Consider the following 16111-nt stretch of genomic DNA (forward strand, 5'->3'; position numbering starts at 1 on the left):
TTGTTTTATAATTATGACTAATAATTTAAACCTTTTTTACAAAATAGAAATTAATCTATCTTTTTTTAATAAATTGCTCTAAATCCTATACCTCCTCTTATATTTTCTCCTTTTGTATCATAGCCTGCATTTACTGTTACTCCAAATCTTGTGTTTTCAAAGCCTAAATTTAAATCAAACTTTCCGCTTCCCTTATGATTTTCCTTGTCTCCTCTTAGTTCATAGTATTCTGCATCTGTTCCTCTTAATTTCGCTTTGTTTTTTACATCGTTCACTTTTCCAAGCTCATTTGTATATGCTGCTACTAAACTTGCTCTTATGCTGCTTCTTACTCCCACTGGCTGTCTATAATTAAATGATACTCCTGCTTCCGGCTGTACTGAAATGTAGTCATTTCCTCTTACTTCTAGTGCCATTGGTCCGTCTTCCTTTATTCCTGTGTATCTTCCATATTCCAAGTTTAATGCTCCATATGGTCTTATACTTGTTCTCTCACTTGTTCTAAAGTCTTTTCCAACTTCATTCTTTAGTGCCACTCCATATGTTCCATAGTCTGATTTTGCTTCAAAAGTGTCATCTACTATCCAGTATCTTCGTTTCATATGATTTATTCCTGCAAACGCTTCCCCTGAAATTGTCCACTGTAATGAGCCATTGTGGTCAGAAGCCGGAGACATTTTCTTAAAGATTCCCGCTTTTATCATTGTCTGGTCTTCTCTTGATTTTCCCAGATCCTTAAATTTAAATCTATTTGTTACAGCTCCTGCATACCATCCTGAGCTATTTCCCAATTTAACAGTTTCATTTTCATGAACATAGGCTACTCCGTAAGCGTTGTTTGAATAATCAATTACTCCCGCTGTATCTGTCTTGTATTCTCCTCTATGACCAAACGCTTTTATCTTGTTGTTATCTTTTGTTGGGTTTTCCCATTCAGTCTGCAAATAGTTGAACTCATTGCTCAAAATATCTCCTGTTTCTTTTGTTCTTTGCTGGATATTTGAATACTGGTGTCCTTTCATTTCATCAATCGCCTGAGCCAGTATGTGTCCTTCTCCTCCAGTTAAACTGCTTATCTTGTCAAATATCAATTTTTCCTTAGTTCCTAATCCTTGTACTCCATATCTTTGTTCCAGTCCTGCAAGGAAGTTGTATGTCTGGTCATCTCCATCTTTTGCAAACGCTGTATACGGAACTTTTACTAAGTATACTTTGTCTAATAGTCCTGTTGCAGCATTTTTTGTTGGCTGTGCCATCCAAGTTAGACTCGGTGAAGTTACATACAATGTTGTTCCTGCTGTTACCAGTCCTCTTAACGCGTCATTGTAAGGTTTTAAAATATTATCCCCTATTTCTATCGCTTTAGATGTAGTGTATCTCGAAGCTTCCGGTCCAAAATACAAGTTTATATCTTGAAGTCCAACTAAATTACTAAGTCCCTGTATTGGATTTGTGTAATTTACTCCTGATGTATCCACATACATTCCAAGGCTTGTCGCTTCTGAAGATGATGCAAAGTTTTGCATATTGTTTGCTGCCAAGTTTAACGTTGTTATTCCTGATGGCGATGTTACTGTTACTGACACTGGGGTTGGTGTTGGAGTGTCTGTGTCAACTTTTACTATCGGTATTACGTTTCCGTGTGCATCAGTTACTGTTACCGGTGTCGCTCTAGGCGGAACCTTTATTGTTACTCCTCCCATTTCCTTCATGTCATCTGCTGTAACAACTCTCATTGCTGGAGTTGATGTTCCTGTCTGACTTATTCCTGTTACTGGATTTACTCCACTTGCATTTTCTTCGGCATTTGCTTGCGATTGCGTGTCAGACCATATTCCTGCACTCTTCATATCTGAAGCTGCTATGTTTATTGTTCCGTAGTTTTTAATGTAGCTTCCATTTGCAAGGTAGATTCCTTTTACTGCTGTAAGACCTCCTGCTGTTGTTTGAATAGTTCCCCAGTTTTCTCCTGTTGCTCCTCTGTCAATGTACATTCCAATTGTGTTATTTCCTGAAAGATTAATATTTCCGTAGTTTATTGCCTTAGAACCTGAACCAACTGCATACATTCCCATTGTATTTGGTTTGCTTACTTCAATAGTTCCTCTATTTATTACAGTTCCTTGGTTAGAAGTTTGACCATATGTTGGTGAACCTGGAGTGTCGTCATAATATCCAGTCGCCATACCTACACCATATTCTTTAGCCGCTGTATTAGAAGCCCCTACTTTAATATTTGCAAAGTTAGTTGCAGTTCCACCTGTTGAATAGACACCTACGTTTCCATTACCAGTTGAAAAGTTAATGTCTCCACGATTTTCTATTGTTCCGTTTCCGTATAATCCGTAGTTTCTGTCTCCAGTTGATGTTAATGGTGTATAGTTGAATACATGACCTGTATTATCATTTTGGTAAACATAAACTGCATCAGTTCCTAATGTTACTGGGTTTGTTGTGTTAGATGTCACAGTATTTCCTGATCCAACATTTACAATTCCAAATGAATTATCTCCAATAGTCATACTAGAACCTGCATTTGCATTAATATTTTGTCCAGAACCAACTGCATAAACACCTACTGCTTGATTTTTACCTACTGTAATTGTAGATCCTGAATTTAAGTTAACTGTTCCATTTCCTTGAGTATAGATTGCAACACCATTATCTCCAGCTTTTATCAAGGCACCATTTTCATTGTCAACATCATATCCATAAATTCCTATTGCATTATCTCCAACAGTAATAGATCCTTTATTGACTGTTTTGTTTTTAGCTTTAGAATAAATTCCAACATTGGCATTTGCCTGTGCTGCTGCATTTCCAAGTTCTATTTTATGCCCAGTATCATTAATCACATCTGCTCCATTTGAAACAATCCCAAACTCAAGCGCTGACGATGTTCCAGTTATATCCCCCTGATTAATAAATGTATTACCAGTTCCTGCTGTTGTATATAACCCTATCATTCCACCAGTAGTATTAGTGGCATTATTAAGTTTTACATTCGCTTTATTTGTCTTGATTGGCTGTCCATCCTGATCATAAACAATTCCCATTCCAGTTCCTGTCGTACTTCCATTGTATTTATATTCAAGGGTTCCATTTACATTCGTATCTCCAGAAGCAAATATTCCTATACCTTTTTCCTTAGTTTCAATTACATAATCTCCGCCAGTTAAATTAATATCAGAATCTTCCGCATAAATACCTTTACCATTTACACCAGTTATAATATCAGAACCAGCTCCAGATGCAGTTACCGTAATTGTTCCACCTTGATCTGAACCTGCACCATGATTTACTCCTGCTACTGATACAGGAGGTGTTCCCTGTTTCTGTCCTGTTTCTATTGGACTTGAAAGTACAGCTATTCCTACACCGTTATTTCCAACAGTTAATTGACTGTCATTTTTTACAATTACCTTATCTCTTCCAGCTTGTGTATTATTTTCAGCATAAATTCCAACTGGATTATTTCCTGCAACATTAATTGCACCATGATTTTCTATATTTATTGTATATGGAGTATACGTAAAGTTAGCATCATCAGTACCATAATATTGTTTTGTATTTTTATCTGTTCCTCTTGCTGCTATTCCGGCTCCAGAACCTGTTACATTAATCGTTCCAAAATTTTCCAGTTTACTTCCATTAGTTCCATAAATTCCTGCACCATTATCAATTGTTACTGTTGCAGTTGAACCTTTAGATGTTCCATTTTTAATTGTTCCATAACTTACATTCATTCCTGCAATACCATTTGCAGTTGTTCCTCCTGTAACATTTACAGTCCCTTCATTTTCGAAACCTGAACGTGTATTTGTTGTTTCATTTTTTAAAGAACCCATTGATAATCCTTGTGCTTTTCCTGTCCCAACTAAACTTCCGGTTCCTATATTTCCAGTTACAGCTGTTCCATTGCTAATTTTTACCATTTCATCAGCCATACTCAAATTATTGTACTCATCAGATACATTATCTAATGTTACTGTTGGAGCATTAACATTTAAAATTCCATCGCTTCCACCAATCTTACTTGTCAAAATTATTCTGTAACTTGAACCAGGAGTATTATTAATTGCTGCAAATTTACTAATTCCTGGCAAGGCCTGAAAGAAACTTGATGTGCTTGTTGTACTGTCTGTACTGCTGTTCCAATCTAAAGTTTTACCTTTAAAAGAACCTAATGTTACATCTTTATTCCCAAAAATATTTACTGTAACTTTATTTAGTCCTTGATATTTTGCGGTCGTACTACCTAGTGTTGAATCATAATCTGTATCTTCTCCAGTTATTAATACACCATTATACATATCAATAGTTGTATCATCATTAAATTTTATTTTACTAATAACATTATTTGTATCTTTTCCTTCTGCATAAAATGGAGTAGCATTTTTATGAGAACCTGGTTCATATTCTTTTACTGTTATTTTCCCTTTTTTAAAATTAACAATTCCTCCATCTAATGCTGCCAAACCCGTTTCTTTTCCAGCTGATATCTTATTATCGTCTCCATTTAGATTAACAACACTGGATTCACCTTTAGCTAAACCACCTATTCCATATATCTCTGCACTTTTAGTTAAAGTCGCTGTACCTTTGTTAGTTGCAAAAAGTCCAATATTTGTATATCTATCATCTTTTCTATTTGTTGCAGGATTTAATATTTCATCTTTTGCTGTTATATCACCAGTTATTTCTACAGTTCCTCCATCAGCATATCCAATTGTAGATCCATAACCATATGCTATAGTATCTTTAGTAACAGTAACTTTTCCTCCATCTTTAGCCATAAAAGCTACTCCTTCATCACTAACCATTTTCAACTTTTGATTTACTTTTACTTCTGTTGGTTTATCTTCTAACCCAGTTCCTGTCAATCCAGTTCCTCCTGCTGTCCATTTACCTTCAGCATACACCATTATGTTTCCTTTACCTGTTTTTGCCTGATCAATATTTCCTCCATTTATACTATCTGAAAATTCTGTTTGACCTGTCGTACTTTGTATATCAATAACTGTTCCATTTTTAGCCAAAAACATAAATCCATTCTTAGAATATTTTCCAAAAGTTATTTTGAATTTCCCAAAATTTAAATCATGAATAGGATCTGATGAAAAGAAATTTAAATTACTTAAACTTGAAACATCTACTCCCGTTCTTTGTCCAGAAATAGCATAAACTCCAACATTCCCATCCACTGTTTTAGCTGTATATCCAGTTTTATTTATTTGCCCTTTAGCATCTTGCGCCATTAAACCTGAAGAATTTAATTGGCTTCCTATATCAAAGTATAATTCAAAATATCCTTGGTGTATTCCTACATTATGAGCAAGATCACTTTTTTTATTAAAAAATATACCAACATTTTCATCTCCATATAATTTCATTGGCTTATTTGGATCAAGTTTTACATAAGGGATATATTTATCTAAGCTTCCTTCTCCAGCATTCCCACCATTAATATAATTTGGAAATTGTGAGGCTATATATTTTGATTTATCTGGAACCCAAGTTAAGAAAGAAAAACCTATATTAGATGCTCCGTTGAAGGCTATATCTCCTGTATTTTCTATTCTTAATCCACCTGCGTAATTTTTTACTGCATATACAGTATTCTTTTCTGTATTAATAGTAATATCAGCATTTCCTCCAAAAAGAGTTGAAAATTGTCCTCCCGGATATCCAGCAGCATCTTGTCCTGGTTCAGCACCTTTTATATTAAAAATTGTGTTCCAATCTTTTAAAACATTTATAGTTACATTATGCATTTTTGTTTGTCCACCTCTAAATGCTTCTGCATTTATAAAGGCAGCTCTACCATATAAATTAGCTGTTACATTTTCAATCTCAACATCTGATACTAAGTGAAATACTTCCGTTCCTTCTGCAGTGGCTCCAGAGCCAGAGAGTATATTTCCACCAGCTACATAAAATTTTCCTCCTGTGATGTGATTCCCATGTAAGCCTGTCCATCTACCATTCCATGAATTAATTATACTTTGGTGCCTTCTATCATAAGTCATATTTGCAGGTAAGCCTGTTGCATTCCATATGGTTGTATCTTGCGTAGCATTTTTATATCCTGCTACATTTGCTATTGTTCCATCAGTATTTACTCCAGACCAGAATGTTCCCCCTGAAATATCAATATTATCTCCCATTGAATGAGTGGGACTACTTGATGCATTTGTATTAGGTGTAGCTACATTCGAACTCATCCATCCCCATGCAAAATCTGAAAATGGATTTGCATCTGGGTTTACTGGATTAATATTTTTATTTGGTGCATTTATACTTATATCTCTTATTTCTTCAGGTGCTTTAACACTAATATTCAAATTAGGCGTACTAGGTGCTCCAATTGTTGGCAAATTAATATTTAAAGCTGTTTTTTGAATATTTTTAGGCTTAACCGCCGCATCCACTGGTACCGCTGAAATTGGTTCGATAACCTTTTTATTTAAAGTTGTATTCCCATATTTTCCACCTGTGTAAGTTCCAAATTTATCTTCTGAATTTCTTTTGTATTTTACGTTAGGTGTTTTATCTCCACGACCTTTATAAGTTCCCTGCCAGTCGTTATACACATAATTCATTCCGAACTGCCAGCTGCTCCAAGGTGATTTTACCACTTGGTCTCCTTGCTCCATTAGTTGAATTAGTTCTAAGTTTGTGTTTCTCAAAAGCTTGTTATTTTCCTGTCTTGCCCGTTTAAAGTCCTTTCTAATCTGCGTTATTGACGTGTTTATTGCTTCCTGCTGCGCCTTAATTTCGTCTGAGTAAAGATTAAGTGAAAGACCGCTAAGCATTATTAGTCCTGTAAGTAAAAAAGTGATAAGCGCCGAATCAGTGTACTTAAAATCTTTAACTCTTTTTGCAAAAGATTTCAATTCTTTTTTTAGAATTCTCAAATCATTTGTCATAACTTTTACCTCTTCTTTCCTAAAATTAAAAAATCCAAAAAAACTATCAGGAATAGTTTAAAATGAGTGAGTGAGTGGTTAATAGATTTTTCAGTTTCTTCAATTTAATTTGTTTTTGTCTCATCTGACGTTAATATTGTAACAAAAAAAAAAAAAAAAGCAAGTATTTTTTTAAGATTTTTCAAAAACTTTTTAATAATGACCAATTTTTTATTTATTTGTAAAGGTAAAACAAAAACAAGCTCAACATTTATAAGGATAAAGTAAAAAAGTTTTTTATTTTTTTAATAAAAAAAATTTTTTCAATATTTCAATACTTCAATATCATTTTTAAAAATCTTCTTTAATAAAATTTTATTTTAAAATTTACTATAGATATTTACACATTTATGCTTTTGAAAATTTTTAAAATAAGTTTATTTTCAAAAAAAACCTTTAAATATATACTATTCAAAGGTTTTTATCAAATTTTGTGATTTTTACTAACATTTTTTATAATTTCAAAAATTTTAATCTTAGTGCATTTGCCAAAACTGAAACCGAGCTAAATGACATCGCAAAAGCCGCAATCATTGGGTCTAATTTAGGTCCGTTAAATAAAGCGTAAAAGATTCCTGTGGCAATTGGAATTCCTATTACATTGTAGAAAAAGGCCCAGAACAAATTCTGCTTTATATTTGTAATCGTAGCTTTACTTAGTTTCATTGCACTTACCACATCTTTTAAATCATTTTTGATAAGCACAATATCCGCTGACTCTATCGCAACATCCGTTCCACTTCCTATCGCAATTCCAACATTTGCCTGAGCTAATGCTGGAGAATCATTTATTCCATCTCCCACCATTGCTACAAACTCACCATTTTCCTGTAACTCCTTAATTTTAGAAGCCTTTTGGTGTGGCAGCACATCTGAAATCACTTCGTCTATCCCAGCTTGTTTTGCAATAAACTTTGCCGTTTTTTCATTGTCCCCTGTGAGCATTATTGTCTTTATTCCCATTTTATGAAGTTCACAAATTGCATCAGCACTTGTTTTTTTAATCACATCGGCAACTGCCACAAGTGCCACAAGTTCTTTTTCAATTGACATATACATCGGTGTCTTCCCTTCGCCAGAAAACTCATTGTAATCTTTCTGTGCAATTTCTGTATCAATTTTTCTGTTATCCATCAATTTTTTATTCCCAATTTGCACTTCTTTAACTTCTCCATCAATTTTCACTTTCACTCTAATCCCATATCCCGGCATTGCACGAAAACTTTCGCAATCAAAAAATTCATTTTCCAAAAACTCATTTTTTTCCAAAATTCCATTTACCACAGCTTGTGCCAACGGATGTTCTGATTTTTTTTCCACACTAGCCGCAATTTTTTGTAACTCTTTTTCCGAATAATTTTTACTAAAAGCGACAAAATCCGTCAAAACAGGTTTTCCTTCAGTAATTGTCCCAGTTTTATCAAATACGACTGTTTTTATTTTATGAGTTGTTTCCAGAGCTTCTCCACTTTTAATAAGTATTCCGTTCTCCGCTCCTTTTCCAGTTCCAACCATTATAGATGTAGGTGTTGCAAGTCCCAATGCACATGGACAGGCAATTACTAAAACCGAGATAAAAAACGAAAGTGATGTAACTAATCCAGCGCCAAAAATGTACCACGCAAGTCCAGTAACTAGTGCAATTCCCATAACTATCGGAACAAAATATCCAGCTACAGTATCAGCCATTCTTGAAATTGGCGCTTTTGATCCTTGAGCTTCTTCCACCAATTTTATTATTTGTGACAACATCGTATTCTTCCCAATTTCTGTCGCTTCAAATTTAATGCTCCCATTTTTATTTATACTTCCACCGATAACTTTATCCCCCACATTTTTTGTAACCGGCAAACTCTCTCCAGTCAACATCGACTCATCAACTGATGTAGTTCCTTCTGTTATAATTCCATCAACCGCTATTTTTTCCCCCGGCTTTACAACAACAATATCTCCAACACTCAGATTTTCTATCATAACTTCTTTTTCTACACCATTTTCAATAATTTTCGCTTTTTTTGGCTGCAATCCAATCAGTTTTTTTATTGCTGACGAAGTTTGCCCTTTTGTTCTAGCTTCCAATAATTTTCCTAACGAAATTAAAGTTATTATGATTCCAGCTGACTCATAGTGCAAGTCCATTGCGTAATGATGTGCATTTTTTGGATCTAATATCGCTGTAGCTGTTGAAATTAAACTATAAACTAAAGCTGCCCCTGAACCCATTGCAATAAGTGAATCCATATTTGGAGATTTTCTAAAAATATTTTTTATTCCGTGTATGAAAAAATCTCTTCCCGCATACATAATTGGTATAACAAATACCAGTTGTGCCAATGCAAAATTTAGCGGATGTTCCTTGTGATTTAAAAATCTTGGAACTGGCGCTCCCATCATATGATGTCCCATCGAAATGTAAAGTAGCGGTACAGAAAAAATAATCGCAAGAATCAATTTTTTCTTCATTTCTTTTATTTTATCCTGATACATCTTAACTTTTTCTTCTTCCGAAACATTTTCTATAAGCCCATATCCGCTCTTTTCAACTATTTCTCTAATTTTTGCAAAATTATATTTATTTTCATCAAAGTTCACAGTCATTTTTTCAGTAGCCAAATTTACAGTTGCGTCAAGTCCATCGCATTTATTTACCGCTTTTTCAACTGTCAAAGCACACGCCGCACAATTCATCCCAGTGACTGTGTAAACTTTTTTTGTTTTTTCTGAATTTTCCATTTTTCCATCTCCTTTATTTTAAAAATTTTTAAAAATTTTCTAAATATGCAAATGTCCATTTTTTTCGCAATTACATTGCCCTTTCAGACATTTACACAAAACTTTTGAAACCGCTGTTTTTCTTTTTTTTTCAATTGCTTCTGAAATAATTTCCAAGTCATCAAAACTAAGCTCACTATTTTCAATCACACAAGCTATCATTTTTCCAACTTTTGTATTGCAAATCTTTTTAAAAGTTCCCAAAATATAAATTTTTGCGACTTCCTTTTCCGTGTATTCCGTGGAATAAAGATATTTATTTCCAATTTCCCGCTTTTTTAAAATTTTTCTCTCTAAAAGCCTATTAAGCAATGTTTTAACCGTCGTCCGCTTCCAGTTCATCTTTTCTCCGAGTACTTCAAAGACAAAATTGCTTGTAACTTCATTATTTGCCCACACAACCCTCATTATTTCCCATTCTGAATCAGTTATATGACACTTTTCTTCCATAAAAATCCCACCTTTAAAAAAAAATAAAACGACTACATTTGTAACCTATATAAATAGTTTACAACAGTAATCGTTTTTTGTCAAGTAAAAAATATTTATTTTTTTACATAAAAAATATCATTGTAAGTATAAAAACTACTTTAAACACTACATAAATTTGAAAAAAGCTATTTATTCTAGGAGTTTCTTCACGCCCTTCGTCTTTTATAATTGAGTAATCCAAAGCCCATAACAATATAAGATATACAATTATACTTACAAGCGAAAATGCTCCTGTGAAGAAATAAATTACTTCTAAAAATAAAAATATATATATTTTAAATGTCGTTCTTTTGCTTATAAAAAATATATTTATAAGATTATAATTTGCATATACATACAATAAAATCATAAGTACAATTCCTAGATAATTTGAAACAACATCAATTTTTTTTAACACGAAAACCGCAAAATACGCTATGATTGACATCATTAAAATTCTAGATTTTTCATTTTTATTTTTATTTAATTCTTTTTTTATATTCATTTTTTAATCATCTCCCAACTTTATATTGTTGTAAATTTTTTTTAATTTAGATTTTTTTATGTGAGTATAAATTTCAGTTGTCATATTTGAATTTTCAAATGTTTCTGAAAATTTTTCCTCCTTTTTTAAAAGTTTAATCGTTCCAGTCGGATCATTTTGAGTAAAATTATTTAAGTAACAAAATTTATAAAATGATTTTATCACTGACACTTTTCGTAAAACTGAACTTTCTTTTAATTTTTTTGAAATATATTGTATAAAATCAAATATCTCCTCTTCCAAAATTTCATCAAAACTTTTTTTTAAATAAGAAAAAAATTGTTTTAAATCCCGTTTATAACCTATTAATGTGCTATGTGAATCCCCCTTTTCAAACTCCAAAAAATTTAAAAATTCCTTTATCACCTCGTCATTTTTTCTTTTAATTTTCAAATTTTTCTCAATTATAAAGTTTTTATTACTTTCTAATTTTTTCTCGTTTTCCAAATTTTTTTTCATTTTTAATCATCCATCTTTTTTTATTGTATTTCCATTATTTCTTTTGCGTGATTAATTGACGCTTCTGTTATATTGTCTCCTGAAATTATTCTCGCTATTTCACGGATTCTTTCATTTTCATCAAGTTCACGCACTTTAGTTTCTGTAAAACCATTTTCAATTTCTTTTTTTATCAAAAATTGCTGACTTGCAGAGCCTGCAATTTGTGGAGAATGTGTAACACAGATAATCTGTGTATTTTTTGAAAGCTCCTTTAATTTTTGCGCCACTTTTCTCACCGTTTCGCCAGAAATCCCAGTATCAATTTCGTCAAAAATAAGTACCGAAATATTATCAACTTCTGAAAATACCGTTTTTAGCGCCAACATTATCCGAGAAACTTCTCCGCCAGACGCAATTTTTACAAGCGGCTTAAAATTTTCTCCGACATTTGTCTTAATCAAAAATTCCACTTTATTTATTCCATTTGCCGTAATTTCATCATTTTTTTGAATTGCTACTTGAAATTTTGCACTTTCCATATTTAAATCACAAAGTTGAATATCAATCGTATTTTGAAGCGCATAGGCAATATCCATTCGTATTTTGCTCAACTTTTCACTATTTTCAAAATATTTTTTAATAAGTTCTTTTTTCTCATTCTTTAGATTTTCAAGCTCATCATTCTCAAAGTTTAAAAAATTTAAATCATTTAAAATTTTATTTTTGTATTCTAGGATTTCTTCAATTGTCGCCCCATATTTCAATTTTAATTTATTAATTTTATCAATTCTTTTCACAACTTTTTCAAGCTTCGTGTCATTCACTTCTTCCACATCTCCAATAAAATTATCAATGGAATACGAAACTTCTTCGACTTCATAGACGATGGATTCCACTTTTTCTGACAACTCTCCATAAATTTCTGACAAATCCGACAGCTGCTCCAAATTTTTTCTAACTTTTCCAAGAGCCGATAAAATCGAAAACTCGCCTTCTTTTAACCACTGCGAAGACTCTTCCAGTTTTTCACTAATTTTTCCTGAGTTGAACAAAATTTTGTACTCCTCTTCCAGCTCATTATCTTCATTTAATTTTAAATCCAAATCATTTATTTCATTAAACTGAAATTCCAAAATATCCTTTTTTTCTAAAAGTTTTGCCTTTTGTTCTTCAATTTTTTCAATTTTTAAATTTACTTTTTTTATTTCATCCACATTTTTTTTGACTTCTTTTAACAAATTTTTTCCTGCATCATCCAAGAATCTATCCAGCAAATTTAAATGAAACTCGTTGTTTAAAAGTGATTGATGCTCATGTTGACCAACTAAGTCTATAATATTTTCCATCATCTCTTTCAATTTTGATAATGTAAATCTTGTCCCATTTACTGTAATTTTAGATTTTGAATTTTTATCAAAAGTTCTTGTTACAATAATTTCATTATCGTTTATTTCAAAACCAAGTTCGTTTAATCTTTCTTTTTGTCTATCGGTAATTTCAAAAATTCCTTCAGCAAAAAGACTGTCTTCACCGTTTCTAATCATTTCTAAATGGCTTCTCTCACCTATCAAAAGCGATATTCCATCCAAAATAATGGATTTTCCTGCACCAGTTTCCCCAGTTAACGCAATAAAATTTTTACTAAACTCCAAATTCAAATTTTTGATTATCGCTAAATTGTTTAATCTTAACTCTCTTAACATCCTTTTCCTTTCATTTGCTAAATTTATAAAACAAAATCTCCCCATCTTAATTTTTCTCTCAAAATACCAAAATAATCGCTGTTTATAGGTTTAATTATTTTTATTTTTTTATTTGATAGGGTAGCCAAAAGCTCATCTTCCGGCTTAATTCCAAACCACAAATTCCCATCTATGTTCAAATGAACTTCGGCTTCTCTTGAAACTGCCTTAAAGCTCAATGTTTCACACCCATTTATAACAATTGGCCTAGCGGTTAAACTTTGTGGAGATAATGGCGTTATTGTCAAGGCATTTAAATTTGGATGGACAATTGAACCTCCAGCTGACAGAGAATAAGCCGTTGAACCAGTTGGCGTTGCAACTATAATTCCATCCGCCCTATATTTATTCACAAAAATCCCATTTGAGAAAACTTCCACCTGAATTAAGTGAGCTTCATGGCCACCTTTTGTTATCACAAGCTCATTTAGCGCATAAAATGTATTACCATTGTATTTTACTTCCATAAGTGAACGATTTTCTATCTTATAATTTACATTTTTTATATAATTTTTTAGCATCTCAACCGCATTTTCTGGATTTATTTCAACTAAATACCCAAGCGAGCCAAGATTTATTGCAAGAATTGGAATATCTGATATAATTGCTTCTTTTGCAGCTTTTAACATCGTCCCGTCTCCGCCTAGTGAAATTAACAAATCCGCTTTTTTCACATCTTCCACTTCCAATATTTTACTTTCTTTTAAATAATTGTAAAAATTTTTAAGCAACTCTTCATTCGCATATTCACTTTTTACAATTTTTACTTTTTTTACTAAATTTTCTTTTTTTTCCATAATCATCCGCCTATTTTTTCCCAAAAATTTATTTTCCATAAAAACTAAAAAAATAACCCAAAGACATAGCTATTTTTTACTATATTTCCTTTGAGTAGTTATTTTATAAACTATTTCTAAAATTAGGTCTCGGTATAAGCCGGATTCTGTATTAGTCAATCATTTATCTAAATTAATAATCACTTATTAACTTTAGCGAATTACCCTTCAAAGTAAAGGCGGGGAACCTTTTATCACTTTCCTACTTATTCTTGCTTCAGGAGGGGTTTACCAAGCTAATTTAATTGCTTAAATTACTGGTAGTCTCTTACACTACCTTTTCACCCTTACCTAAACAGGCGGTTTTTTTTCTGTGGCACTTTCCTTAAGATTTCTCTTAACAGCCGTTAACTGTCTCCTTCCCCTGTGAAGTCCAGACTTTCCTCTTAAAAAAATTTTTCAAGCGATTAACTCCGAAACCATCAATATGCAATTATTTTATCATTTTTTATCACTTTTTGTCAATAAATTTACCACTTTAAAATGATTTTTTTATAAAAAATATAAAAATAAAACACTCTAATTTTTAGAGTGTTTTGTGATTTACTGATATTTTACTGATTTTGCCATTTTATAAATTACTTCAAATGTTTATTTTTAAAGGTTTTAAAGCAATTTTACTTTTTAATCCAAGGCATAAGCTGTCTTAATTCAGCTCCAACTTTTTCTACACCATGATTTGCAAACTCTTGTCTTTTTTCTTTTAAGAATGGTTGTCCAGCTTTGTAGTCAGCTAAGAAATCGTTAGCAAATTTTCCTGATTGAATATCTTTCAAAATGTCTTTCATAGCTTTCTTTGTTTCTTTTGTAATAATTTTTGGTCCAGTTAAATAATCTCCGTATTCTGCTGTATTTGAAATTGAATTTCTCATTGTAGCAAATCCACCTTCGTAAATTAAGTCTACGATAAGTTTCATTTCGTGAATACATTCAAAGTAAGCGTTTACTGGGTCATATCCAGCTTCTGTTAATACTTCAAATCCAACTTTCATAAGTTCTACAACTCCACCACACAATACTACTTGTTCTCCAAATAAGTCAGTTTCTGTTTCTTGTTTAAATGTAGTTTCAAGAATTCCACTTCTTCCTCCACCAATTGCTGAGGCCCAAGCTTTAGCTACTTCCATAGCATCTCCTGCTGGATCTTTTTCTACTGCTACTAGACAAGGTACTCCGCTTCCTTCTTGGAAAGTTCTTCTTACTAAGTGTCCAGGTCCTTTAGGAGCTACCATAAATACACTTATATCATCTCTTGGAACTATTTTTTTAAAATGAATGTTAAATCCGTGTCCAAATGCTATGTATGCTCCTTTTTTCAAATTTGGTGCAATATCTTTTGCATAAACTTCTGCCTGTAATTCATCTGGAATTAAAATCATAACGATGTCAGCACCTTTTACAGCGTCTGCTGTTTCTTTTACTGTAAATCCTGCTTCTTCGGCAGCTGACCAAGATTTAGAACCTTTTCTAAGTCCAACAGTTACGTCAAATCCACCTTCTTTTAAGTTTAGTGAGTGAGCATGCCCTTGTGAACCATACCCTAAAACTGTAATTTTCTTACCTTCTAATTTACTTAAATCACAATCAGCATCATAATAAACTGTTGTTCCTAAAATATTTCCTGCCATTTTTATTTTCCTCCTAAATTTTTTTATACATACATTATACACTTTTTAAAAATATTTTCAAATATTTTTTTTTAATATAATGATATATTTTATATATTTTTAAATTTATTTAATTTTTTTGTAAAATAACAAACCTAAAATTTTATCTCAAATTTAATATATTTTAAAATTTTTTATTCAAAGCTTTTATTGTGTATTTACACTGGCGTCTTTCACTTTGCACGCTTTAACATCTCCTGAATTCAAAACTGCCCTAAACTCCCATTTTTTATTTTTATCAATAGAGTCAACACTGTCCACAGCATCTCCAACTTTTTCTCCCTTTTTATCAAAGCAAGGAATTTCAATAGTAACATTTTCCTTTCTGCTTCCACTATTTGTCAAAACTCCTGTTACAATCGTCGTATTTCCATCGTTTTCAACTTTTGCTTTAGAAAATTTATACTTAGTGCCTTTTGCATTAATTTCTCCATCATTTCCGCCAATTATTCCGCCTACAATATTCCCGGCTGTTTTAATTACCGCTCCTGTAACAGTTCCAGCTGCCTTAATCGTTCCACCAGCAATACTTCCTGCCGCTCCGACAACTCCACACGAAGAAAGTACAAATGCTGTTCCCATCATCATTATTATTTTTTTCATATTTTTCAAATCCTTTCAATATTTTTTATGCTCACAGTATTTTAAATTTGTTTTACTGCAATTCCAG

At 32.2% G+C, this 16111-nt stretch carries 9 protein-coding genes and 1 other RNA gene; all 10 read right to left on the reverse strand.

The genetic code is table 11. The features are described from left to right. Positions 1 to 65: 65 nt before the first annotated feature. Positions 66 to 6929 carry an autotransporter-associated N-terminal domain-containing protein gene (locus tag AXF11_RS02005; RefSeq protein WP_068154462.1) on the reverse strand — a complete coding sequence of 2288 codons (6864 nt, stop codon included), beginning with the start codon at positions 6927 to 6929 and terminating at the stop codon, positions 66 to 68. Positions 6930 to 7421: 492 nt separating this feature from the next. Next, positions 7422 to 9701 (reverse strand): heavy metal translocating P-type ATPase, encoded by a 2280-nt coding sequence (locus AXF11_RS02010; protein ID WP_068154464.1) that lies wholly within the window; start codon positions 9699 to 9701, stop codon positions 7422 to 7424. Positions 9702 to 9740: 39 nt separating this feature from the next. Then, on the reverse strand, positions 9741 to 10190 hold the full coding sequence (locus tag AXF11_RS02015; protein WP_068154466.1) for a CopY/TcrY family copper transport repressor: 450 nt from the start codon (positions 10188 to 10190) through the stop codon (positions 9741 to 9743). A gap of 103 nt (positions 10191 to 10293) precedes the next feature. Continuing rightward, positions 10294 to 10716 (reverse strand): phospholipid phosphatase, encoded by a 423-nt coding sequence (locus tag AXF11_RS02020; protein WP_068154468.1) that lies wholly within the window; start codon positions 10714 to 10716, stop codon positions 10294 to 10296. Between the two features lie 3 nt (positions 10717 to 10719). Beyond that, the gene (locus tag AXF11_RS02025) at positions 10720 to 11214 is read right to left on the reverse strand and encodes a tyrosine-type recombinase/integrase (RefSeq protein ID WP_068154471.1); all 495 of its coding nucleotides are present in this window, start codon (positions 11212 to 11214) and stop codon (positions 10720 to 10722) included. Positions 11215 to 11234: 20 nt separating this feature from the next. Next, positions 11235 to 12899: a DNA repair protein RecN gene (gene recN, locus AXF11_RS02030; RefSeq protein WP_068158146.1), complete on the reverse strand. Its 1665-nt coding sequence runs from the start codon at positions 12897 to 12899 to the stop codon at positions 11235 to 11237. Positions 12900 to 12922: 23 nt separating this feature from the next. Then, a complete protein-coding gene (locus AXF11_RS02035; protein WP_335338994.1) occupies positions 12923 to 13774 on the reverse strand; it encodes an NAD(+)/NADH kinase in 852 nt (283 codons plus the stop codon). Between the two features lie 80 nt (positions 13775 to 13854). Beyond that, positions 13855 to 14197: RNase P RNA component class A (gene rnpB / locus AXF11_RS02040), an RNA gene on the reverse strand. A gap of 194 nt (positions 14198 to 14391) precedes the next feature. Next, the gene (gene ilvC, locus AXF11_RS02045) at positions 14392 to 15402 is read right to left on the reverse strand and encodes a ketol-acid reductoisomerase (RefSeq protein ID WP_068154475.1); all 1011 of its coding nucleotides are present in this window, start codon (positions 15400 to 15402) and stop codon (positions 14392 to 14394) included. 186 nt (positions 15403 to 15588) lie between these two features. Next, positions 15589 to 16044 (reverse strand): FxLYD domain-containing protein, encoded by a 456-nt coding sequence (locus AXF11_RS02050; protein ID WP_068154477.1) that lies wholly within the window; start codon positions 16042 to 16044, stop codon positions 15589 to 15591. Positions 16045 to 16111 lie beyond the last annotated feature (67 nt).

The sequence above is a fragment of the Leptotrichia sp. oral taxon 847 genome, from assembly GCF_001553645.1.
Taxonomy (GTDB): Bacteria; Fusobacteriota; Fusobacteriia; order Fusobacteriales; family Leptotrichiaceae; genus Leptotrichia.